Raw genomic sequence first — 24,751 nt, forward strand, 5'->3', positions numbered from 1 at the left:
GCATTTTTATTTTTTTATACTAACGGCAATTCCGTCACCAACAGGAAAAATCGTAGTACCATACTGCTCGTGAGTCATCAACCATTGATTGTATTGATTTAGCTTATTTGCTAATGTTTTTAAACGCTTCTGCTCATGCTCTGAATTGGCAACTAATCCTCGAAAAAGTATATTATCTGATATAATAACTCCACCCGATGGAATTAACTTGCCATATTCCTCAAAAAAGCGCTTATATTGGCCTTTTGCAGCATCAATAAATAGTACATCAAAAGGAGGCTCATCATCAAGTTCTTTGCTTACTTCAAATGCGTCTCCATAGATAACTCGAATTCGATGAGATAGATTTGCACGGTTAATGTATTCAATTGCTTTTTCATAGCGTTCTTCGTCACGCTCAATTGTTACTACCATACAATCCTCTACTGCCTCTGCCATTCGAATAGCAGAGTATCCAATAGCGGTACCGATTTCAATTATCCGTTTTGGTTTATATAGCTTTAACATTTGTAGCATTGCCTCTATACCAACAAGCTCCATGATAGGAACATTTGCTTCCTTTGCATAGTGTTCCATTTCTACAAGTAACTCATTTCTATCTTGTATAAGCTCTTCTATATAGTGAACTACTTCTTTCGAAATCATCAGTCAGACCCCTTAGTCATTAGGTTATAACGATTAATTCTAACATAAATACAATAGGAATGCGAGTTTCCCCGCATCCCCTTTTTGTCATTAATCTTGTCTACCTTCAACCCATTCATCACGATACTGCTGATGGACTCGGTTATGCTCTTGGTACGTTTCATTGTAAATAACTTCTCCATTAAACCTTGCATAGAAGAAGAGATAATCTGTCCTCTCAGGAAGAATCGTCGCTTTGATAGAATCCTCACCTGGATTCGCAATCGGACCAATTGGCACACCGGCATAACGATACGTATTATATGGAGAGTCAATTTCTAAATCTGCAAAGGTTGTCATATAACGATGCTCTCCAATCGCATACGCAACTGTTGGATCAACCTGTAATGCCATACCTTGTTCTAAACGATTGTGTAACACACCTGAAATTAAATAACGATCTTCAGATTTTTGTGCTTCTCTTTCAACAATTGAAGCTAATGTCATAATTTCATGAATCGTGTAAGGACTATTATCTAGATCTGTTTCATACTTAAAGAAAACTGTCTCTGTCTGTCCTATCATTTTCTCAATAATTTCTTCAATTGATACATCCTCTTGATAAAAATCATAACGAGAAGGAAATAAATAACCTTCTAACGGATGTTTAATGCCTTCTTTAAAAATGTCTTCAGTTAAAATTGCAAACTTCTCTTCTAATTCTTTTAAATAATCCTCATCATTAAGAACTTCGTCGATCTCTTCCACTTCATAGTCCGTGTTGTTTGCAATAATTTCAATAACATCCGAAATCCAAAGCCCCTCTGGAACTGTAAAAACAAGCACAGGCTCTTGAATGACACGTCCTTCTTTTAACTCTTGAATGATATCATCTAAACTCATTGTCTTAGATAATTCATAATCACCTGCCTGGAACCCTGTCTCATTCTTATATCGAACATAATATCTGAAGAAAGTACCACTTTTAATTACTCCTTCATTCTCAAGGATTTGACCTATCTGTGTACTAGATGAACCTATTGGAATAGAAACTTCTACAGGAGACTCATCATTTATATCAACCGGACCAACCGCTGATTTCACATATAAAAAACTACTTATTAATGCTATAGAACAAACAACGACAATTGCCAGTACACAAAAGAAGACAATCTTCCGAACAATTTTTGCTTGAGCCACTTTTTCCGCATACTTTCTATCATACTCTTGCTTATCTTTCTTCTCTGTCATTTGTATCCCCCCTTCACCTGTCTCATTATACTATAATAACGCAAATTTTCGATAAAAATGTAGAAAAAAAGCAATCGAGGTGGATTTCCTCGATTGCTTTTTGAAACTGAGGTGCTTTTCCTCAGTAATCTTTTGAACTTTTGTTTTTTATTGAGGTGGGTTTCCTCAACTTCTTTTTTTACTCTTCGTCTTGTTCCTCTTCAAAGGTATTTAGCATTTCTTCAACCATATCCCACTCTTCTTCTGTTTCAATCGTATGAAGAGTGATATCACTATCTTCGCCTTCTTCGTCTTCGTATCTGAAGGCTAATACTTCAACACCGTCTTCATCATCCTCTTCGTCGTCACCTACTGGTACTAAAAGAATGTATGATTTACCAGTTTCGTCAACTGAGAATTTAAATAGCTCTTCAAATAAATGCTCGTCCCCATTTTCATCAGGGATAATAATACGTTCTCTTTCTTGTTCCATGTCAACTACACCTCTTATTTTTATTTGCCAGCGTGATCTAAATATCCTTGTAAAATCATGACTGCTGCCATTTTATCTATTACTTTTTTTCTTTTTTTACGACTAACATCAGCTGAAATCAGCATTTTTTCTGCGGCTACAGTTGTTAATCGTTCATCCCACAGAATAATTGGGCCTGTTATATATTGCTTCAATTGCTCTGCAAACTGCTGACATGCTTCGCCACTAGGACCAATTGTACCATTCATATTTTTAGGTAAGCCTACAACTACCTTTTCAATATCATAGTCTTTCACAAGTTTAGCAATTGATTCAAAAACTAACATTGGATCTTCTTCCTCTGTCCGTCTAATTGTATCATGCCCTTGTGCCGTCCATCCTAATTCGTCACTTATAGCAATACCAACAGTCTTCGTTCCTACATCTAAACCTAATATCCTCATTAGTACTCCTTATTATAGGACGTTCAAGTAATTCTTCGTATTTGAACCCCGTTTTTAGTGCTGTGATAAGATTCATACGACTCCCGCGTTTACATAAAACGATTACCGATAAAACAGGATTACTTATCTTCCTTCTTTGTAGCTAAATAAGACTTTACAAGTTCCTCGATTAGCTCGTCCCGTTCTAGTTTTCTTATAATCGTTCTAGCCTCATTATGTCTAGGAATATAGGCTGGATCCCCTGATAGCAAATAACCAACTATTTGATTAATCGGATTATAGCCTTTTTCCTCAAGAGCTTCATATACAGTAAGAAGCACTTCTTGGACATCAACTTGGGCAGCGTCATCATGGAAATTAAATTTCATCGTATTGTCCATAGAGCCCATCACAAACACCTCTTTCTAAAACTATCTAAGTTTAACATGGTAAAACCACATTTTGCACAGACCAGAAAATATTACTCAATTTTAATTGTACACTACTTCTATCGAATTAGGAAACTGATTTAATATATTCTTCAACAAATGCAAGTGCCTCTTCAAGTTGCTCAGGATTCTTTCCACCTGCTTGTGCCATATCTGGACGACCACCGCCGCCACCACCGCAACGTGTAGCAACTTCCTTTACGATTTTACCTGCATTATAGCCTTGTCCAATTAAGTCCTTTGTTACAGCAGCAACGATATTAACTTTCCCATTGTTTGCTGCCCCAAGAACGATCACACCTGACTCTATGCTTGTTTTAAGATTATCTACGATTGAACGTAAGCTATCCATGTCGCTAGCATTTACTTTTTTCGCTAAAAGAGATACACCATTTACATCAATTGTCTCGTTAACCAAATTCCCTGCTTCCATGTTACCCAATTTTGCTGATAATGATTCATTATCTTTTTGTAAGTCTTTAATTTGTTGTTGCATTGAATCAATACGGCTTGGCACATCCTTTAAATTCTTCGCTTTTAATCCAGTAGCTGCATCTCGTAAAAGGTCAATTTGGCTGTTCATAAATTCATAAGCACCTTTACCAGTTACTGCTTCAATACGTCGTACCCCTGCACCAATACCTGATTCAGAAACAATCTTAAATAAGCCAATCTCAGACGTGTTATTCACATGACAACCGCCGCATAGCTCAATACTGTATTCACCAACTGTTACAACACGTACAACACTGCCATATTTTTCACCAAATAGAGCCATTGCACCCATTGCTTTTGCTTCATCAATATTCTTGACTGCAATATCAACAGCAATTGCATTCCATACTTTTTCATTTACGATAGCTTCAATTTTTGTAAGCTCTTCAGGTGTAACTTGCCCAAAGTGAGAGAAGTCAAAACGTAGACGGTCTTCAGATACTAATGAACCAGCTTGGTTTACATGCTCCCCTAGTGTATCTTTTAATGCACGGTGAAGAAGGTGAGTCGCTGTATGATTTTTGACGATACCAATTCGACCTGTATCTTCAATAATCGCCTTTATCTTTTCACCCTTTCTCACTGTTCCTTCAGTTACAACTGCAGTGTGAAGGTGTTGTCCATTTGGTGCTTTTTGTACATCATTTACTTTGACAATAAAACCGTTACCATTGATTGTACCTTTATCTGCAACTTGTCCACCGCTTTCTGCATAGAAAGGTGTTTCGTTTAAAATTAACTGAATCTCATCGTCAACACCAGCAAAGTCGACAAACTGCTTGTCCTTGATAATTATCTCTACTACTGCATCGTGACTTAAACGATCGTAACCAACGAATGTACTATCTACATTTAGTTCTCCTAATAATTGATCTTGAATTTGCATAGAGTCCGATTCTTGACGGGCAGCACGAGCACGCTCTCTTTGCCCTTCCATTTCCTTCTCAAAGCCTTCTCGATCAATTGTAAAACCTTTTTCCTCTGCATACTCTTCTGTTAAATCGACTGGGAAGCCATATGTATCATATAAGCGGAACACATCACTACCAGGAATCACTTTGTTTCCTTTTTCCTCAGCTTCTTTAATTACCTTAGATAGCATTGTTAACCCTTCATGAAGAGTTTCATGGAAGCGTTCTTCTTCGTTTTTAATTACTTTTTGTATAAAATCTGTTTTCTCTTTTACTTCTGGATAGAAATCTACCATGATTTCTCCAACAACTGGAACAAGTTCAAACATAAATGGACGTTCGATATTAATTAATTTTGCATAACGAACAGCACGGCGAAGTAAACGTCTTAATACATAGCCACGACCTTCATTTGATGGAAGCGCACCGTCTCCAATCGCAAATGTAACTGTACGAATATGGTCAGCAACTACTTTAAAAGCTACGTCAATATCTTTTTCTTTACCGTATGCTACTCCTGCAATCTCTTCAGTTGCTTTAATAATTGGCATAAATAAATCTGTATCAAAGTTCGTTGGAACATCTTGAATTACTGAAACCATACGTTCAAGACCCATCCCTGTATCAATGTTCTTCTTTGGAAGTGGTGTATATGTACCATCAGGGTTATGGTTAAATTGTGAAAATACTAAGTTCCAAACTTCTAAATACCTTTCATTTTCTCCACCAGGATATAGTTCTGAATCATTCGGATCATCACCATACTCAGGTCCTCTGTCATAAAAAATCTCAGTGTTAGGTCCACTTGGCCCTTCACCAATATCCCAGAAATTCCCTTCCAGACGGATGATACGCTCTTCAGGTACCCCAATCTTTTTGCTCCAATAATCATATGCTTCGTGATCTTCAGGATGTACAGTGACTGATAATTTCTCTGAGTCCCATCCAATCCACTTGTCACTTGTTAGGAACTCCCACGCCCATTCAATTGCTTCTTCTTTAAAATAATCTCCAATCGAGAAGTTTCCTAACATTTCAAAGAAAGTATGGTGACGAGCTGTTTTTCCTACATTTTCAATATCATTTGTACGAATTGATTTTTGCGCATTTGTAATTCTAGGGTTTTCGGGAATAACACGACCATCAAAGTATTTCTTTAATGTTGCAACACCACTATTAATCCATAATAATGATGGGTCTTCGTGTGGCACTAATGATGCACTAGGCTCAATATCATGTCCTTTTTCCTTAAAAAAATCTAAATACATTTGTCTTACTTCAGCAGATGAGAGCTTCTTCATTTTATAAAACCTCCTATTTTTTTTAATTTTCTTTTTATAAGTGCGTGTATACAAAAAACTCCCATCCCTAAAACAGGGACGAGAGTATTAATCACGCGGTACCACCCTGGTTAAAGTGAATCGATATTCGATTTCACAATCACCTCTAGACGTAACGTGTCAAGACGGCAGGTTTTTCCCTGCACTTAGGAGTAGCTTTCTGTTACTCTTCGTCTAGTCCCTTTTCCAGCCAAGAAGGCACCTCTCTTAAGACGGGCTGTAACATACTCATTCCTTCAACGTGTTTATTTTATGTACTTTACTAATTCAACAGTTAATATTATAGAAATTGTCGTTATTAATGTCAATCCTTGTTTGAATTTGCCCTAATATGCAGTACTATTACCTTTACAATCGAAAGAATAGGCACAGCCAGTACTAAACCAATAATCCCTCCTATTTCAATCCCAAGTATTAGTGCTAACATAATAATCACAGGGTGTGTGTGTAGTGTTCTACCTACAATAACAGGTGATAATATATTTCCTTCAATTTGTTGCAAAATTAAAATTACCAACCCAGTATATATTAACATTTGCCATGATTGTAGAGCAGCGACAATTAATGCTGGTACTGCACCAAGAAAGGCACCAAAGTATGGGATAATATCCGTCATACCAATAAATAACCCTAAAAGAACTGCATACGGGAGCCCAATAAGATAAAGTCCAGTGGTTGCTATTACGCCAACACTCATTGAAACAAGAATTTGACCACGAATATAGTTTCCAAAGGATTGATCAACATCACGTATAAAACGAATCCCTCTTCTTCTCCAACGTTTTGGAGTTAAGTACCACGCCACTTTTTCAACTAACTGATAGTCTTTAAGTAGATAAAAAACAAGGAATGGAACGATAATGAAGTATATAAAAGAGCTAAAAATACCCATAATCATAGCTATAATCCGTTCAAAAATATCCTCTACTACTTCCTCAAGACCAAGGAGCCATTCATCGATCTGATTTTGTATACCAACAGGCATATTAGCCACATGTTCATTAAAAAGAGTCAACCATCGTTGCACTTCTTCTACATATTGTGGAATATTTTCAACTAATTCCTTAATTTGCTCGACAACATAAGGAGCACCTTTAAAGCCTAGGTAAGTTAATCCACCAAAAAATAAAAAATAAATAATAAGTACAGCAACAGGTCTTGGTAATCCTGAATCATGTGTCCATTCAATAACTGGATGAAGTAAATATGTTATGAGAGCAGCGAATAAAAAAGGAATCGCCACAGACGTTATAACATCCAAAACTGGTTTCCACATCGGTGCTAATTTCATAAAGACATATACACACAACAAAATGAGAAGAAAATTTGTTATTTTAATAAGCCATTGCATGCTTGACGTTTTTTCCATAATAGCCCTCCATAACCGTAGTTTGTACAGGAAGTGAAAAGACTATAAGAATAAGTTTAAAAAGGTTAGCATTTAATAAAAAAAAGGAAAAGTGCATCCCAACACTTTCCCCCTTCTATAGATTATGCAAATGTTTTTGTTAAACGTTTACGCATCTTTCTAACTGTAGAACGTTTGGGCATGAGTTCTTCTACATTGCCGTTTGTAATCGGTTGAATCATTTTCATAAATCGTTTACGTGTACGTCGATCTCTCATGGAATATGCTGCAGCCCCAAGGCTAGCGACAAACAACGATCTCATTGCTCTGCCCATTGTGATCACCACCGTTTTAGATTTACATTTCAACACTCATGTCCCTATCTTCAAATAAGTCATCTAATGAACTTAGTGAGCCGTCTTCTTCCACTTGATGAAGCGAGAGTTTACCATTCGTAATCGTCATCTCAACAAAGCAATTCCAGCAATAGTATTGATTTGTTCCAATCTTACCAATATCTTTGCAATTACAGTTTGGGCACTGCATCATTGGGCCTCCTTTAGCTTATATCAATCACGAGTATATCTTTACCAATTTTTATTGGTTCGTTGGTTTTAATCACTTTTTTTCCTTCTTTGATATCAGCAATAAAACCTTCCGTTACCTCATACCCTATGATTGTGCCCAATTCTTCCATAAAATATACATCTTCTACCAGGCCCAACTTCTCCCCTTCGACCGTTAGCAACGGTTTTCCAGAAAGTCGCTCTTTCCCCTCTTTTAAAGCAAAGTAGTGATGATGATGTTTAACAAATGGTTTCAGTTTTTCTGACTCCTTCACCATTATCCCATCATACCCAAATCCTGTAATTGCTTCCCGTGGTACGAACAAATCACGATTTAACCAGCCTTTTTTATCGACTAGAAATCCAGTAACTATGCAATGCTCATTGATAAACAGATCTTCGATGATACCAATCTCGGCTCCGTTACTGGCATTATAGACGGTTTGACCATACATAGTTGAAAATGTCCGCAAAGCGCTCGCCACCCTTCCGAACATTTATAGTCTATGGAGCATCACCACACCTCATCCTAGTCTGATATTTCCATGAGCAATTGTGGGTCAATTGGTTAAAGGTCCTTTTTTTCTCCGAACTCCAACTGTAACTTCTCCTGTAATTGTGAATTACGATTTGATTCATCCTCACGTGCGATTGCTTGCTCAAAAGCTGGCAATTCCCCACATAAAATCAAATAATCCTTTGCCCTAGTAATCCCTGTATAGATTAATTTTCTCCGTAACATACGATAATACCCACGAACTACAGGCATAATAACAATTGGAAATTCACTTCCTTGCGACTTATGAATGGATGAACAAAATGCATGAGTAATTTGATTGAAATCTTTTTTCGAATAGACTACCTCAGTACCATCAAAGGAGATGACAAGCTGGTCTTGTTTTTCCACATTTTCTTTGGCATAAAAAATGGCTACGATTTCACCTCTGTCCCCATTGTATACATGTTCCTCTGAATTATTAACTAGCTGTAAAACGACATCACCGGTTCTAAATATGATTTCACCATGACGAAGCTCTCTTCGACCTTCAATCTGTGGATTAAACAATTGCTGTAGTTCAACATTTAATTTTTCGATACCAGCATTCCCTCTATACATCGGAGCTAGGACTTGTACTTCCTTTGCCGTATATCCTTTTTTAATTGCATTTGCACAAACCTTAATTACAGCCTCAACCACTTGATTTTGGTCACATGTAAAGAAACGTCTGTCATTTTGAGGCTGTAATAAATCTGTCGGAGCCTTCCCATCTTTAATTTCATGGGCTAATTTAATAATAGAGGATCCTGCTGCTTGACGGTAAATATCAGATAATGAAACAGTCGGAATAACTTTCGAACGAAGTAAATCACTAAGTACTTGTCCTGGTCCTACGGACGGAAGTTGATCTTGGTCTCCCACTAGAATAACTTGCATTTCTTTAGGAACTGATTTAAATAATTGATTTGCTAACCAAATATCAACCATCGATGTTTCGTCAACTATTAAAATTGAACCTTCCAATGGCTCATACTCATCTTTTTCAAATCCCCCACTATTACCTTTCCAGCCTAATAATCGATGGATCGTAAAAGAAGGTAGACCTGTTGCTTCTCCCATACGTTTAGCTGCTCGACCAGTAGGTGCTACTAATACAAAGGGGAATGTATCCTCTTTTCGATAATCTTTAGGGTCTAATGACAATCCATGAAGCTTTGCATAAACTTCAACAATTCCTTTTATGACAGTTGTTTTCCCAGTACCAGGACCTCCAGTTAGAATCATTAGTGGAGAAGATAATGCTTTTTGAATCGCATCTTTCTGTGATTCTGCGTACTCTATTTTAAGTGATTCTTCAAGTTCTCCTAATGCCTTTAGAAACTCAGCATCACATAAATCAATCTCTTCTTCTCTATCCGTCAATAACCGTTTAATATTTGTGACTATGCCCTTTTCAGCAAAATAAAGTGTCTTTAAATAAACTCTTTCATCCTCTAATACGATTTTTCCATCCTCATCCAAAGTAAGTAGCTGTTCCTTAGCTTCCTCAACCGTTATATGACATGATGAGTTAGATAAGAGCTTACTGGCTTCTTCGACCAATTCCTCACAATTTAAATAAACATGTCCTTCCTGTAAACAAAGTTCATTCAATAGAAACAAACAGCCTGCTCGAATACGTTCTGGATGATTATCGGAAATCCCAATTGCTTCTCCAAGCATATCTGCTTTTTTAAAACCGATCCCTTCCACATCCATTATGAGCTGATATGGATTCGTTTGAACAATATCAAGTGTTTGTTGTTTATAAACTTGATATATTTTCATTGAAAGCTCAACCCCGAACCCGTATTTAGAAAGAGCAATAATAACCTGTTCAACCCCTTGATGCTCAACTAATTGTTCATAGAGAAGATCCACTTTATCTTTTGCTAATTTAGGGATCGTTTGTAAGACAGATTTATCTTCAACAATCCTCGTTATTGCTCTATCCCCTAATGATTTCACAATTGTTTCCGCAGTCTTTTTACCAATACCGGGAAAACGATCACTCGATAAATATTGAATTAAGCCATGTGTTGTTTGAGGAATATCTCGGCGAAATTGTTCAACCTGATACTGTAACCCAAACCGTGGATGATCTGTTAATTGTCCAAAAAACAAATACACATCATTTGGTTCAATTTTTGGCAGTGTACCGACAATTGTGATTTTTTCTTCTTTTACATTTTCAGTTGTATCATGTATTTTAACTGATGCGACTGTATAAAAGTTTTCATCATTATGGAATATAACATGAACAACTTCCCCTTTTATAAATGGTTGTTCGGATGTTGAAGCTTGATTCTCTGGCATGATTCTTCGCTCCCTAATTTTCTAGCAATTCCTCCATTTTCTTCTTTCCATGGCCTGCAAGTAAATGATCAGGTTGTACCTCTATTGCCCGGTCAAAGTAATGAAGTGCTTTTTTTGCATTCTCTTTATATGCATAAGCAACACCTAGATTAAAATAGGCATCCGCATGATTCTCATTTCTTTCTATAACCTCTATAAATACTTTCATTGCTTCGTCAATTTGCTCTAATTGAGCTAGACATAATCCATATTGAAACTTTGCATCTATATCATCCACGTTCAACTCTACAGCTCTCTTTAAATTGGCCAGAGCGTGTGGCAGTTGACCTTCCTGATAATAAGACATTCCAAGCATAAAATAAGCGTCAGATTCATCGAGATTATTCTGTAATGATTTTAAAAACATCTCAATAGCATCTTTATATTGTTCCATATTGTAAAAAGCATTACCAGCACCATAGTAAGCAGTAGCAATTGAACCATCTATTTCTATAGCTTTGTTGAAAAAGACTATCGCCTTTTCTAATTCCCCAACCATTGCTAATAAATTTCCGAAATTTGTATAAGCAACTGGGTCGTTTGGATTCTCTTCAATCGCCTCATTAAACATTTTTGCAGCTTCTTCATAATTCTTTTCCTTCATATATGTAACACCTAATTGATTCTTATCACTCATGCTGTTCATCCTTTCAAAACATATTAATTAAATTATAACAAAGAGGAAGGGGTTTTTAATTATGAATTATGTGTTATGAATTACGAAGTGCAATTATTTTTTCTAAGAAAAACGCATAGCTTCTTTCTTTTCGTTAGACGGTTTATACTTTAATACCTTAAAATTCTGTTTTATAAATAAATGGCGAGCACCTTTGGTGTCGCCATTTAGCATAAAGAATTCATAACTCATAACTCAGAAATCATAATTAATTATGATTTCTCCCCCTTAATTACTACATCAATCGTTCCTCCACCTAAACAAATATCACCTTCATAGAAAACAACTGCTTGTCCAGGTGTAATTGCACGTTGCGGTTCATCAAAGACAACCTTAACATTATTTTCATCCTGTAAAACTACCGTTACCCCTTGGTCAGGCTGACGGTAACGAAACTTCGCTGTACAACTAAATTCTTTTTCAACTTGTTTATTGCTAACCCAATTCAAATTGGTAGCAAGTAATGCTTCTGAATATAGGCCTGGATGATGATAACCTTGCCCTACATGAAGGACATTTTTCTCTAGGTCCTTACCGATAACAAACCAAGGCTCACCTGCACCACCTATACCAAGACCATGTCTTTGACCTAATGTATAGTACATTAAGCCATCATGTTTCCCTTTTACTTCACCATCTAGTGTTTGCATTTCTCCTGGTTGAGCTGGTAAGTAGTTACTTAAAAAATCTTTGAAATTACGTTCACCGATAAAACAAATTCCAGTACTATCTTTCTTTTTAGCTGTTGCTAAATTTGCTTTTGCAGCGAGTTCTCGTACCTCTTTTTTTGGTATATCTCCAATTGGAAACATCGTACGAGATAACTGTTCTTGGTCAAGGGCATTTAAGAAATACGTCTGGTCTTTATTATCATCGACACCACGAATTAATTTGTATTCTCCATCTTGATAATCAACACGAGCATAATGACCTGTTGCTAAATAATCAGCACCTAATGATAGTGCATGCTTTAAGAAAGCCTTAAACTTAATTTCTTTATTACACATTACATCAGGGTTCGGCGTTCGCCCTGCTTTATACTCTTCTAAAAAGTAGGTAAAAACTTTATCCCAATACTCTTTCTCAAAGTTAACAGCATAATAGGGTATCCCAATTTGGTTACACACTGCTACAACATCGTTATAATCGTCTGTAGCTGTACATACACCATTTTCATCGGTATCATCCCAGTTTTTCATAAAAATTCCGATTACATCGTATCCTTGTTCTTTCAATAATAGTGCTGTTACACTTGAATCTACTCCACCAGACATTCCAACTACAATCCTAGTATCTTCTGGTCTTTTCTCTTGTTGTTTTTCCATAGAACTCACCACCAAACTTTAACTTTGGCAATGGCTGTAATCACTGTACAAATAACAAGTACAGTATTTCTGCACATTGCTTAGAGAGTGTCCCAAAAGGTACTAACACCTTTTTAAACACTCTCTATAATGCTGTTATTCTTTTTACTATTGCAGCAGTTTTCACTGCAACCTCTTCTATTTCGTCAATAGTGTTACCTAATCCGAAGCTAAATCGGATAGCAGAACGTGTTCGTTCATCATTTCCTATCATCGCTACTAGAACATGTGAAGGCTCAACTGAACCTGCTGTACAAGCCGAACCACTTGAAGCAGCTATTCCAGCTAAATCAAGATTAACAAGTAGAGATTCTACATTTGCTCCTGGAAAACTTACATTTAAGATGTGAGGAAGAGTATGATCTGTACTTCCATTAAGGATGAATTCAATTCCTTCATCTCTAAAGACCTTTACCATCACATCTTTAAATGATTTATAACGATCCATTTTATCTTCTATATTACTTGTTGCCATGCTGACTGCTTTTGCAAAACCTACAATTGCGGCTACATTCTCAGTTCCAGCACGCCGTTTCCGCTCTTGTTCTCCTCCATATAAAAAAGGCTTAAGAGCATGTCCCTTACGAATATACAAACAGCCAATTCCTTTTGGTCCATTTATCTTATGAGCCGAAACTGATAAAAAGTCTACAGGTAACGTCTGTACATTAATATTAACAGTACCAAAGGCTTGCACGGCATCTGTATGAAAAGCAATACCTTTTTCCTTAAGAAACGTACCTACTTCTTCAATCGGCTGAATTGTACCAACCTCATTATTACCATACATCATCGTTACTAGAATCGTATCTTCTCTCACACTTTCTTGTAACTCCTCAAGCGACACCCTTCCAGTCTCATCCACTGGCAAGTATGTCACTTCAAAACCTTCCTTCGCAAGCTGCTGGCATGTATGAAGTACAGCATGATGTTCTATTGCAGTAGTAATAATATGGTTGCCTTTACTACTTTGTTGCTTAGCTACTCCGACAATTGCCATATTATCTGCTTCTGTGCCACCACTTGTAAAGATAATTTCATCGACAGATGCATTTATCGATTGTGCAATCGTTTTTCTAGCATCATCAAGAGCTTTCCTAGTTTCTCTACCAAACCGATGAATACTAGATGGATTTCCAAAATATTCATTAAAATATGGCATCATTGCCTCTAGCACATCTGGATGGAGAGGTGAAGTTGCTGCATGATCCACATATATTGGTTTCACATAATTCACCTTCTTTACCTAACTCTTTAATACTATATATTATAGCCAACTATCATATAGGAAAACCATGCAAGTGGCAATTACAACTGCTCATTTATAAAGAAAGGGAGTCCCCCTTCCTAATACCCTAAATATAAAACATATAGTACTCTTGGTCTCCGCTATCTTTATAATTAGCTAAATCTAATAATGTTGTATTATCAAGAACTTCTTTTACAGCATCACGAATTTTAATCCATAAATCACGTTTAGCTGGTTCTTCATCATCCATTACTTCTACAGGACTAATTGGTCCTTCAAGAACACGGATAATATCTCCTGCTGTTATTTGTTCAGGTTCTTTTGCAAGCATATAACCACCGTATGCTCCTCTAACACTTTTTACAAGCATTGCATTCCTTAAAGGAGCAATAAGTTGCTCTAGATAATGCTCCGATAAATTATGGTCTTTCGCTATTGATTTTAACGAGATTGGACCTTCACCGAACTTCTTCGCTAATGCCATCATGATTGTCAGCCCGTAACGTCCCTTGGTTGAAATTTTCATTCTGTTCCCCTCTTTCCATCATTCGATCTACTATCCTTTGACATTGTGGCAATGTTATCCCAACAACAGATCCTATACCAAAACTAAATATAATTGTCCCTATAAAGACAGGTCCCCCTAATAACCAACCTACCGAGAGAACAATCACTTCCATTACACTACGTACATACTGAACTTTCCAGCCAGTAATCTTTGTAAGAGCCAGCATTAAGCTATCTCGAGGTCCAGCTCCACAATTTGGAGCAATATATAATCCAATTCCATAGCCGATCACGATTATTCCTATTATAAGCATTAGAAATTGTCCTATTAATGAAGAAGGAGTCACTAAGATGAATAGGAATATATCAATAAAAATACCAACTAAAAGCATATTAATAAAGGCACCTAATTGAGGCCATTCTCTTGTTAAAAGAGTTGTCAAACCTATAATACAGAATCCAGCTATAATTGTCCAAGTTCCGACGGTTAGACCAAATTGGAGCTGTAACCCGATGTGAAATACATCCCAAGGAGCACTTCCTAAATCAGCAACGATCATCATCGAAATTCCAAAAGACATTATAATTATACCAATCATAAAAATAGCCCAACGTAAAAACAATTTCTTTGTCCGATATCTTGGATGTGCCGTATCCATTCTATAACCCTACTTCCAATATTCGAGATTTCAATTCTTTGACATTATAGCACGAATTGGAATTAGTATGTTACTAAACCGATAGGAATCTTTGTAATTACTCTTCTGCATTAATTTGATTTATTTTAAAAAGCTTATCATATCGTTTACACTATAAATACGTACTGGATACTTAGGAGAAGTCAATCAAAAAGATAACGATTTACTAGTTGGTTAACCTCTGTTGACCATAAGTGTAGATATTATTCTAGGAGAGATATTATGTCAAAGCAACCCCTTGCTTATCGAATGAGGCCTACTAAAATAGACGAAGTAATCGGACAAGATCATTTAGTATCTGAAGGTAAAATTATTTGGAGAATGATTGAGGCGAAGCACCTTTCTTCCATGATACTCTACGGGCCACCAGGTACAGGAAAAACATCAATAGCCCGAGCAATCGCAGGCAGTACAGATACCCATTTTAAAATGCTTAACGCTGTTGTCAATAATAAAAAGGATATGGAAATTGCTGTTGAGGAAGCAAAAATGTCAGGGAAAATGATTTTGATTTTAGATGAAGTACACCGCTTGGATAAAGCAAAACAAGATTTTCTCCTTCCTTTCTTAGAAAAAGGACTCATTACTCTCATCGGTGCGACTACTGCCAATCCCTATCATGCAATTAACCCTGCGATACGTAGTAGGTGCCAAATCTTTGAACTTAATTCGCTTACTCCTGAAGATATACAAAAAGTCATACTACGAACACTAAAAGATGAACAAGACGGCTTTGGTACAAAAGAGATAACAATTGATGACTCCGCCTTAGAACATTTAACCTATGCTTCTGGCGGCGATGTTCGTTCAACTTTAAATGCCTTAGAATTAGCTGTATTATCAACGAAGCCCAGTGATACCGGCCAAATCCACCTCACACTTCCTACCGTTGAAGAATGCTTACAAAAGAAAAGCTTTACGCATGATAAGAATGGAGATGCCCATTATGATGTATTGAGCGCATTACAAAAATCAATCCGTGGTAGTGACGTTCATGCTGCGATTCATTACTTAGCGAGACTAATAGAAGCCGGGGATTTAGTCAGTATTTCAAGAAGATTACTTGTTATTGCCTATGAAGATATTGGGTTAGCAAACCCGCAAGCAGGACCAAACACATTATCTGCTATTGAAGTCGCAGAACGTGTTGGTTTTCCTGAGGCACGAATTCCACTTGCTACAATAGTAGTAGAACTCTGTCTCTCTCCAAAATCAAACTCTGCTTACAAAGCTGTTGATAATGCACTGGCAGATATTCGTAGCGGTCGTGGCGGTACAGTTCCAAATCATCTAAAAGATTCTCATTACAAAGGTGCAGAAAAATTAGGGCGAGGATTAGAATATTTATATCCACATGATTATCCAAACTCTTGGGTTAAACAACAATACCTACCTGATACATTAAAGGATAAAAAGTATTTCCAACCTAATCATAATGGACAAGAAAAACATCTTGCTAAAGTATATGAAAGATTAGAAGAACTAAAGAAAAATAAATAATTATTTGTGGGTGTTCCAAAAAGTTACTTCCAACTTTAGGACACCTTTTTTATTTTTCAATTAAACTAGTATATTTAATTACAGTTAACAATCATTGAATTATTTTATAACTCGAAGAAAATCCTAGCAAATTTTTCTAGCAAGATATGTATAAATCCTAGATTTCCTGGAAAGAGTAGAGATATCAAACAAATTACAGGGAGTTGGGAAAACTATGAAAGTAAGACAAGACGCATGGTCACACGAGGATGACGTATTATTAGCTGAAACCGTACTACGCCACATTAAAGAAGGCAGTACACAATTACTAGCATTTGATGAAGTAGGAGATGAACTTAATCGTACATCTGCTGCATGTGGGTTTAGATGGAACGCCGTTGTAAGACTTAAGTACATTAACCAAATTGCAGAAGCAAAGAAGGAAAGAAAAGAAAGAAAGAGACATTCTGCTTATCTTTCAAGCACTAGAAACCCTACTAGAAGACAGCAAGTTGTTACTTCTATTGAAGGCTTAGATATGGATATGATTATCAATTATCTACAAAACATAGATAATAATGATGACACTACTACAAGTCTACAAAGGGAAAACGACTATTTATTAAGAGAAAATCTTGAATTATTAACAAAAACAAAGGAACTAGAAACAGAGTTAGAAAAGCTTAAGAAGGATCATGGAACAATTGAGGAAGACTACCAGTCCCTTATTCAAATCATGAATCGCGCTAGACGTATGGCAATTCTTCAAGAGGATGAACCACTATCCTCACCTACTTTTAAAATGGACAAAAACGGGAACCTAGAGAAGGTTGCAAAATAAAATAGAGAAGCAGATCTTATCTGCTTCTCTATTTTTTTATTTATCTTCCACCACAATATAACATGCTCTAACAGGTCCATGAACTCCTACAACAAGATTCATTTCAATATCAGCACTATTACTTGGTCCTGAAATGAAATTTATGCAGGAAGGAAAATATCCTGCTTTTTCTGCTAGCTTATGAAATTCATGAGTTGCTTGAGTCATTCTTGGAACTATCGTGCTCTTTGGAATAATGGCAATATAACCCGTCGGTAAAAGACTGACAGACCGTCCTTTTCCTTTATCACTCATAAGTACAACCGTACCAGATTCTGCTAATGTCATATCAGAAAAAGTAATCCCAACATCAGCTTTCTCTGCTATTTCTACATTCTCTTCACCTAATTCTGAATTCCAAACATGAACATCTTTACCTTCACCTGAAAGTTTATCGAAGAATCCAGTAAGTTTGTACTCATCAAACCTAGGGTCACCCCAATTGACAATAGAATTCACATTAAAACTAGCTAACACTTGTTCTATCATCGCAGGTAGATTATCAACTGTAGTCACTTCATAACGAGTATGAATTCGTTCACACTGATTTTTTAATTGGTCCACAAGTTGCTCTTGAGAATACCCCTTAAACACATCCCATTGAGGACTATGTTTCCATTTAGGTCTTTCTACTCCACTTTTTCTTGGCTCACGACCTAAGCTTTTCGCTACATTCGCAAGAAATTTTTCCTTATTTTGAACTGTTCCAACCATTACTGTTTTCCTCCGTTCTCACGCTTTTCAAACCATTGACGGAATGACTCTTTGCTCGGCTCTGGAAAATCACGAATATCAGTCCACGGTTTCACTGGTCCTGGTCCTTTTGAGATTTTTCCTTCTTTAGAAAAAGGTCCCATCATTGTTGGAGCAGCCTTTGAGCCCATTTTATAAATTGCCGGAGAACTAGCAGCCATCGCAAATCCTTTCATTGCTAGCTTTTCAGCAAAGCCACCTTTTCCTTGGTCCTCAACCATATTACGACGATGCTTTACTAACAAATCATGGAGAGGAATTTTCACGGGACATGCTTCTGTACAAGCAGCACATAAGCTAGATGCATAAGGTAGTTCCTTATAATCATCATAACCACCTAATAACGGAGAAAGCACTGCTCCGATTGGGCCTGGATAAATCGAACCATAAGAGTGGCCACCAATATGACGATATATTGGACATACATTAATACACGCCGCACACCGAATACATTGTAGTGCCGATTCAAATTCAGTACCTAGAATATTCGATCGTCCATTATCTACAATGATAAGATGGAATTCATCAGGTCCGTCCACATCTCCATCCTCTTTAGGACCAGTTAAACCTGTAATATAGCTCGTTAATTTCTGCCCAACCGCACTACGACATAGCATACTTACTAAAATATCAAGCTCTTCCCAAGTAGGAACAATTCGCTCCATTCCCATCACTGTAATTTGTGTTTTCGGTAGGGTCGTTGCAAGTCTTGCGTTCCCTTCGTTCGTTACAAGAGAGATACTCCCTGATTCAGCTACAGCAAAGTTACAACCTGTAATCCCGATATCAGCAGATAAAAAGTCACTACGTAGCTGCTCTCTTGCAAAAAGAGCCAGTTCTTCAGGTTTTGATGTTTTGTCGTAGCCTTTTTTCTCATGAAATGTATCACGTATTTGTTCTTTATTTTTGTGTAAAGCAGGCGCAACGATATGTGACGGTGGGTCATGGTCATCAATTTGAAGAATGTACTCTCCAAGGTCCGATTCAATTACTTCACAACCAACAGACTCCAAAGCTTCGTTCATGCTAATCTCTTCTGTTACCATCGATTTCGATTTGATTACTTTCTTTGCATTTTTTTCTTGAGCAATCTTTTTCACATACTCATTTGCTTCCTCTGCTGTTTCAGCAAAGAACACATGCCCACCTTTTTTTGTAACATTATCAGTTAATTGCTCTAAATAGAAATCTAGATTCTCTAATGTATGTTGTCGTATTTCTTCTGCTAGGTTTCTCCACTCTTCCCAGTTTCCTAATTCTTCCGCTGCATTAATTCTTGCATTTTTCAGTCGTTCTTGGGCTGACACCATTGCATTTCTCATAAATGTATTGTTTAAGCCTTTATCGACACGGTCATTGAACTTCTCGTTACCAATTTTCATGGACATCCCTTTTCACCACCTTTATTATCTTATTTCACGCTATTTAACACTTGAGCAATATGCATTACTTTTATCGGCTTTCCTTGACGGTCAATACGTCCACCAATATTCATTAAACAACCGCAATCAGCTCCAATTAATACTTCTGCTTCTGTTTCTTCAATATGTTCAATTTTCTCATTTACCATTTGTTCTGAGATAGGAACCATCTTAACTGAGAACGTTCCACCAAAGCCACAGCAAGTTTCTTTATTCGGTAAATCAGTAAATTCAAGTCCTTTTACATTCTTTAAAAGCGTCATAGGAGCATCTTTCACTCCCAACAATCTAGTCATATGGCATGACGTATGATACGTAGCCTTCATAGAAAGAGTAGCACCTACATCCTCTACTTTTAACACATCTACAATAAATTGAGTAAATTCGAACGTCTTATCTGCAAGTGACTGAGCCCTTGCTTTCCATTCTTTATCCTCTTCAAAAAGATGAACATACTCATGTATCATTGTTACACATGAACCTGAAGGGGAAACAATATATTCTGATTCCTCAAATGTTTGGATCATATGTTTTGCTACTTCTTTAGCCTCTTTATGATACCCACTATTATAAGCAGGCTGACCACAGCATGTTTGTTTTTTCGGAAAATCGATCTCACAGCCTAACCTTTCTAGTACCTCGACTGTATCTTTACCAACCTTTGTATAAAAAACGTCTGCTAAACACGTGATAAAAAGTGTTACTTTCATAATGGTAATTCTCCCTTCATTAGATAGTCTGGTCATCAGATCTATTACTATTAAAAAAAACGTATCAAGCCCCACATAACACTGTGGAGCTTTAACGCTTTTTTAACATTCACTTCATCCGAATACTTTTCCTTGCTTTTATTATAATTAATTCTTTGAGAAGTAACAATGGAAAGTATTTAAAACACATTTTTTAGGCTGCTCTATCATTCTCTTCTACTTTGTTTTGTTGGCTTCCTTTTACGATAGCCGTCACAATAATAGCAGCTACAACGATTAAAATCCCAGTTCCAAGATTAAAACCAAATCCATGTACCATAACAAATCCTATACCACCAGCAAATAATAAATAATAGGCAGTTGGAATCATTGTTTTACGTATCAGACTTCCTTCACGTCCCACAACTCCTGCGGCCGCAGATGCTGCTACTACATTATGAACACAAATCATGTTACCAGCTGCCCCACCGATGGCTTGTAACGCTACAATCGTTGCACCGTTTACACCGATGTTATCAGCGACACCAAATTGGAATAGTGAGAACATCATATTACTAATTGTATTACTTCCTGCTACGAAGGCACCAAGAGCACCAATAACAGGCGCAAATGCCGGCCACTGGTCACCCATAACACTTGAAACTGTTTCAGCAAGTAATAATGGCATGCTTGCTAAATCTGCTGCATTTACACCTGAGTTAATAAATACTTGAACCATAGGTACGGCAAGTAATAAAGCTGCTGCTGCACTTACAGTTGTTGTAAAAGAATCTTTCACTGCTCGCCCATAAGCTTTACCGTTCATACCATGTAAAACAATACAAATTAATGATACGAAAATCATAATTGCACCTGGCAAGTATAACGGTGTACTTGTAAAGGAAATTGATGTGCCAAATACTTCTGTAAAGCTTAATTTCACAGCATCTGCTGTTAACCACCCTCTAATTGGTAGTTCATTTAAACGAGTAAGAACTAAGATAGCTCCAACTAAAACATATGGAATCCACGCTATGAAAGGAGAGATTTTCTTTGCTGGGGCCTCTTCTGAAATACGAAGCTTCCCACTCCAATCAGCATCCCAGTTTGATTTCACATCAAAATCCCATGTTTTCTTAGGCATGAATAAACCTTTTTTCGCGGCTGGAATAACAATTGCTAGACCAATTAATCCACCAAATAATGATGGGAATTCAGGTCCTAACAAGTTTGCTATTAGGGCATACGGAATTGTAAAAGACAATCCAGCAAAGATAGCAAACTTCCATATACCTAAACCTTCTTTAATTGATTTATTTTTCCCAAAGAATTTCGTAAGCATAACGACCATAAATAGAGGTATTAAGGTACCAATAATTCCATGAATGATAGCTACTTGTCCACCAATCATATGAAGATATGCTTCATACGTCATCCCTAAGCTTGCTGCCGTTTCTTGAACTAAAGCAGATTCACTAATTCCTGAGTTAACCCCAACTAATATTGGTGTTCCAATTGCTCCAAAAGAAACCGGTGTTGACTGAATAATTAAAGCTACCATCACTGCAGCCATAGCCGGGAAGCCAATTGCTACAAGAAGTGGTGCTGCAATTGCTGCTGGTGTTCCAAATCCAGAAGCCCCCTCAATAAATGAACCAAATAACCAACAAATAATAATTGCTTGAACACGACGGTCAGGTGATATATCTGTAAACCCTTGACGAATCGTATGTAAAGCTCCACTTTCCTTTAATGTGTTTAAAAGCAATATCGCTCCAAACACAATAAATAAAATTTCAAATACAGTCACAAATCCACGTGAACTTGCAGCTGCTACCTGATTAAATGGAACTTTCCAAACTGTTACCGCTACTAAAACAGTTACAACGAATGCCAATGGCATCGCCCGGCTCGCTGGCCAGCGTAAAATTACTAGAAACAAAAATACAGTTAAAATTGGAACTAATGCTAATAAAGATAAAACCCCTACCCCCATGTTCAGTTTCCCCCTCATAGTAAGTTCATCTAATATATCCCAAAGACCAAATTTTCGAACTTTATTATTTTATAATCAGTCGAATAATCATATAATCATATCTTAAGGTCATCAGACGAGTTGTAAGTGCTTTCATTATATGAAAAGTTCATAAATTATTCAAGATTCTTTCGACAAATTGCAAAAATTCTATCACTTAAAATTTGACAACCATGATAATAACCTATTTTTCACCATATAACAGGATGATTTAAACAGAAAAAGGACTGACTATTGTTTTTATATGACAATAGTACAGTCCTTTAAATTTTTTACATACAGTATTTAGGTAGAAAAAAATCCTTATATGATTTTTTTCATTTTAACGATTAATTGTAATATCTTTAAGTAAATTCGTAATAACATGACCTGCCATCAATAAGCCTGAAACGGAAGGAACAAAAGCATTTGATGATGGTGGCATTTTTGCCTTTCGAATTGGCCCTTCTTCTGCCTTTTCTGGAACAATTTCTTTGCGAATATCTTCGCGAATTTTAATCGGTTGTTCATCAGAAAACACAACATTAATTCCCTTGTGAATTCTATCTTTTCGAAGCTTTGTACGAATTACCTTTGCAATTGGATCGTAGCTTGTCTTAGAAATATCAGCAATTCTTAGACGTGATGGGTCCATCTTATTTGCCACACCCATACTAGAGATAATTTGAATATCTCGTTTCAAACATTCCTTCATTAAGTGAATTTTATATGTAATCGTATCACTAGCATCTACTACAAAGTCTAAATTATAATCGAAAAATTGCTCATAAGTCTCTTCCGTATAGAACATTTTTAGTGCTACTACCTCACACTCTGGATTGATATCAGCAATTCTCTCCTTCATTACCTCAACCTTTTGGCGACCCACAGTTGAAAGTAGTGCATGAATTTGTCTGTTCACATTCGTTATATCAATATCGTCCTTATCGACTAAAATAAGGCGACCAACACCAGATCTAGCAAGCGCCTCTGCTGAAAATGAACCTACTCCACCTATACCTAACACGGCTACCGTACTGCCTTTTAATATACTTAAACCATCATGTCCAATGGCTAATTCGTTTCTTGAGAACTGATGTAACATGTAAATACCCCTTTCATGCCGTTTACTATAGCTATCTACTCGGAATTGAATATACCATATCAAAATTAAAAAAGGAAGTCAGTTACTTATTGACATTAGTATAAACAACATACGTCGGAGACATGTAGGATTTGAAGGTAATATATTCTTGGCGAAATATTGTCATTTAGGGGTTTAGAGACAATAGAATTGGATAGAACTATAATAAAATGACCTAATGTATGTGAATTTATGAGATAATAGAATTACCCACAATAGAAAGTTGGTATTATATATGAAAAATAAAAACAAATATCAAGTCGATCAAGAAGTATTAATTAAGTCTACTGGTGAGACTGTCACTATTAGTAAGTTCAGTTATGTAGCAAACATGAAACGCTATTCCTATACAGTAAAGGAAAATCCACAAACGTTTTACTTTGAAGAAGAAATCCAGCCTGTTACAAACGAATAACAATTAAATAAAAAAATAAAAGAAGTCTAAGTGGATAATAACTATCCCTTAGACTTCGATAAATGTAAAATTAATAAGAGTCCCAATTGTGCCGTCTCACCTTCGTTTTGAACCTGCTCTCGCAGGGTGGTGCTCTGCTCCATTCTTCATACGTCCTATGAAAGGCATGTATTCCAAACCGAGACTCAAGCTCCGAAAAAAAGGTGTTGGCTCAAAACGTACAGATTCCTACGTACACTTCAGGACTCTTAACTTGTTATATTTATAATATCATCTACGTTTACTTTTTTCAACTATAAAAGAGTATTAATTCTGAAAATTAAAATTGTTGTATCGCTTTTCATACTACTCCTTTCTGTGTTACATTACCGATAAATAAAGCTAATGAGGTGTTTATATGACTATAATAGCCACTCATCCTTGTGTTGAAATAAGACAAGAAATTGGTTGGACAGAAAAACGAGTCGTTGAGGATTGGTATGAACTGGAGCTATACCAGGATAAACTTAGCTATAAAAATAAAGAATTTTGTCTTTCAAAAGTTTTTGACCTTTCTTATCGTCGTACATCCAATTCAATTGGTTTTTTATATTTACATACCGACCATGGTGTTCATTCGTTATATATTAAATCTGAACCAGTTCAATTTATTGAATCATTTCGCCTTCTAAAGAAAGGCTATTAAGATAAA

25 protein-coding genes and 1 other RNA gene are annotated in these 24,751 nt (G+C 36.5%); 4 read left to right on the forward strand and 22 right to left on the reverse strand.

Features of this window, described 5'->3' with window-relative positions:
* Positions 1-6: 6 nt before the first annotated feature.
* The 16 genes from CD003_RS12270 to CD003_RS12345 all read right to left on the reverse strand — a co-directional run bounded on the left by CD003_RS12270 (position 7) and on the right by CD003_RS12345 (position 15,226).
* Positions 7-645, reverse strand: a complete 639-nt coding sequence (locus CD003_RS12270) for an O-methyltransferase (protein WP_096201390.1) — start codon at positions 643-645, stop codon at positions 7-9.
* A gap of 90 nt (positions 646-735) precedes the next feature.
* The gene (gene mltG / locus CD003_RS12275; protein ID WP_096201391.1) at positions 736-1,875 is read right to left on the reverse strand and encodes an endolytic transglycosylase MltG; all 1,140 of its coding nucleotides are present in this window, start codon (positions 1,873-1,875) and stop codon (positions 736-738) included.
* Between the two features lie 178 nt (positions 1,876-2,053).
* Complete coding sequence (locus CD003_RS12280; protein ID WP_096201392.1) at positions 2,054-2,347, reverse strand: DUF1292 domain-containing protein; 294 nt, start codon at positions 2,345-2,347, stop codon at positions 2,054-2,056.
* A gap of 20 nt (positions 2,348-2,367) precedes the next feature.
* A complete protein-coding gene (ruvX, locus tag CD003_RS12285; RefSeq protein ID WP_096201393.1) occupies positions 2,368-2,790 on the reverse strand; it encodes a Holliday junction resolvase RuvX in 423 nt (140 codons plus the stop codon).
* A 119-nt stretch (positions 2,791-2,909) separates the two neighbouring features.
* The gene (locus CD003_RS12290) at positions 2,910-3,179 is read right to left on the reverse strand and encodes an IreB family regulatory phosphoprotein (protein ID WP_096201394.1); all 270 of its coding nucleotides are present in this window, start codon (positions 3,177-3,179) and stop codon (positions 2,910-2,912) included.
* A 106-nt stretch (positions 3,180-3,285) separates the two neighbouring features.
* Positions 3,286-5,925, reverse strand: coding sequence for an alanine--tRNA ligase (gene alaS / locus CD003_RS12295; protein WP_096201395.1), 2,640 nt, complete (start codon positions 5,923-5,925; stop codon positions 3,286-3,288).
* Positions 5,926-6,268: 343 nt separating this feature from the next.
* Entirely contained in the window at positions 6,269-7,333 is a 1,065-nt protein-coding gene (locus CD003_RS12300) for an AI-2E family transporter (RefSeq protein ID WP_096201396.1), read from the reverse strand.
* 122 nt (positions 7,334-7,455) lie between these two features.
* A complete protein-coding gene (locus CD003_RS12305) occupies positions 7,456-7,647 on the reverse strand; it encodes a hypothetical protein (protein WP_096201397.1) in 192 nt (63 codons plus the stop codon).
* 22 nt (positions 7,648-7,669) lie between these two features.
* A complete protein-coding gene (locus CD003_RS12310; protein WP_179295534.1) occupies positions 7,670-7,858 on the reverse strand; it encodes a hypothetical protein in 189 nt (62 codons plus the stop codon).
* A gap of 13 nt (positions 7,859-7,871) precedes the next feature.
* Entirely contained in the window at positions 7,872-8,351 is a 480-nt protein-coding gene (locus CD003_RS12315) for a PRC-barrel domain-containing protein (protein WP_096201399.1), read from the reverse strand.
* A gap of 95 nt (positions 8,352-8,446) precedes the next feature.
* The gene (recD2, locus tag CD003_RS12320; RefSeq protein ID WP_096201400.1) at positions 8,447-10,732 is read right to left on the reverse strand and encodes an SF1B family DNA helicase RecD2; all 2,286 of its coding nucleotides are present in this window, start codon (positions 10,730-10,732) and stop codon (positions 8,447-8,449) included.
* A 13-nt stretch (positions 10,733-10,745) separates the two neighbouring features.
* Positions 10,746-11,408 carry a tetratricopeptide repeat protein gene (locus CD003_RS12325; protein ID WP_096201401.1) on the reverse strand — a complete coding sequence of 221 codons (663 nt, stop codon included), beginning with the start codon at positions 11,406-11,408 and terminating at the stop codon, positions 10,746-10,748.
* Between the two features lie 251 nt (positions 11,409-11,659).
* On the reverse strand, positions 11,660-12,772 hold the full coding sequence (gene mnmA / locus CD003_RS12330; RefSeq protein WP_096201402.1) for a tRNA 2-thiouridine(34) synthase MnmA: 1,113 nt from the start codon (positions 12,770-12,772) through the stop codon (positions 11,660-11,662).
* Between the two features lie 124 nt (positions 12,773-12,896).
* The gene (locus tag CD003_RS12335) at positions 12,897-14,039 is read right to left on the reverse strand and encodes a cysteine desulfurase family protein (protein WP_096201403.1); all 1,143 of its coding nucleotides are present in this window, start codon (positions 14,037-14,039) and stop codon (positions 12,897-12,899) included.
* Positions 14,040-14,166: 127 nt separating this feature from the next.
* Positions 14,167-14,586: a cysteine metabolism transcriptional regulator CymR gene (cymR, locus tag CD003_RS12340; protein ID WP_096201404.1), complete on the reverse strand. Its 420-nt coding sequence runs from the start codon at positions 14,584-14,586 to the stop codon at positions 14,167-14,169.
* On the reverse strand, positions 14,519-15,226 hold the full coding sequence (locus tag CD003_RS12345; RefSeq protein ID WP_096201405.1) for a YczE/YyaS/YitT family protein: 708 nt from the start codon (positions 15,224-15,226) through the stop codon (positions 14,519-14,521). The genes cymR and CD003_RS12345 overlap by 68 nt, the downstream gene beginning before the upstream one ends.
* Before the next feature lie 261 nt (positions 15,227-15,487).
* On the opposite strand from CD003_RS12345, the gene CD003_RS12350 reads away from it, so the two are divergent.
* Complete coding sequence (locus CD003_RS12350) at positions 15,488-16,765, forward strand: replication-associated recombination protein A (protein ID WP_096201406.1); 1,278 nt, start codon at positions 15,488-15,490, stop codon at positions 16,763-16,765.
* 214 nt (positions 16,766-16,979) lie between these two features.
* Positions 16,980-17,585: an RsfA family transcriptional regulator gene (locus CD003_RS12355; RefSeq protein WP_096201407.1), complete on the forward strand. Its 606-nt coding sequence runs from the start codon at positions 16,980-16,982 to the stop codon at positions 17,583-17,585.
* A 36-nt stretch (positions 17,586-17,621) separates the two neighbouring features.
* Here CD003_RS12355 and CD003_RS12360 read toward each other — a convergent pair whose 3' ends face one another.
* The 5 genes from CD003_RS12360 to CD003_RS12380 form a co-directional block, all read right to left on the reverse strand.
* Positions 17,622-18,338, reverse strand: a complete 717-nt coding sequence (locus CD003_RS12360) for a LutC/YkgG family protein (protein WP_096201408.1) — start codon at positions 18,336-18,338, stop codon at positions 17,622-17,624.
* A complete protein-coding gene (locus tag CD003_RS12365; RefSeq protein ID WP_096201409.1) occupies positions 18,338-19,765 on the reverse strand; it encodes a LutB/LldF family L-lactate oxidation iron-sulfur protein in 1,428 nt (475 codons plus the stop codon). Before CD003_RS12365 ends, CD003_RS12360 begins: the two co-directional genes overlap by 1 nt.
* Before the next feature lie 23 nt (positions 19,766-19,788).
* Positions 19,789-20,508, reverse strand: coding sequence for a (Fe-S)-binding protein (locus tag CD003_RS12370; protein ID WP_096201410.1), 720 nt, complete (start codon positions 20,506-20,508; stop codon positions 19,789-19,791).
* 193 nt (positions 20,509-20,701) lie between these two features.
* Positions 20,702-22,483 (reverse strand): L-lactate permease, encoded by a 1,782-nt coding sequence (locus CD003_RS12375; protein ID WP_096201411.1) that lies wholly within the window; start codon positions 22,481-22,483, stop codon positions 20,702-20,704.
* A 361-nt stretch (positions 22,484-22,844) separates the two neighbouring features.
* Complete coding sequence (locus CD003_RS12380; protein WP_096201412.1) at positions 22,845-23,606, reverse strand: tRNA threonylcarbamoyladenosine dehydratase; 762 nt, start codon at positions 23,604-23,606, stop codon at positions 22,845-22,847.
* Between the two features lie 274 nt (positions 23,607-23,880).
* On the opposite strand from CD003_RS12380, the gene CD003_RS12385 reads away from it, so the two are divergent.
* Complete coding sequence (locus tag CD003_RS12385) at positions 23,881-24,060, forward strand: hypothetical protein (RefSeq protein ID WP_096201413.1); 180 nt, start codon at positions 23,881-23,883, stop codon at positions 24,058-24,060.
* A gap of 75 nt (positions 24,061-24,135) precedes the next feature.
* Here CD003_RS12385 and ssrS read toward each other — a convergent pair.
* A non-coding RNA gene (ssrS, locus tag CD003_RS12390) (6S RNA) lies at positions 24,136-24,309 on the reverse strand.
* Between the two features lie 148 nt (positions 24,310-24,457).
* Here ssrS and CD003_RS12395 point away from each other — a divergent pair.
* On the forward strand, positions 24,458-24,745 hold the full coding sequence (locus CD003_RS12395; protein ID WP_096201414.1) for a hypothetical protein: 288 nt from the start codon (positions 24,458-24,460) through the stop codon (positions 24,743-24,745).
* Positions 24,746-24,751: the final 6 nt, after the last annotated feature.

This window comes from Bacillus sp. FJAT-45350 (genome assembly GCF_002335805.1).
GTDB lineage: Bacteria > Bacillota > Bacilli > Bacillales > NISU01 > FJAT-45350.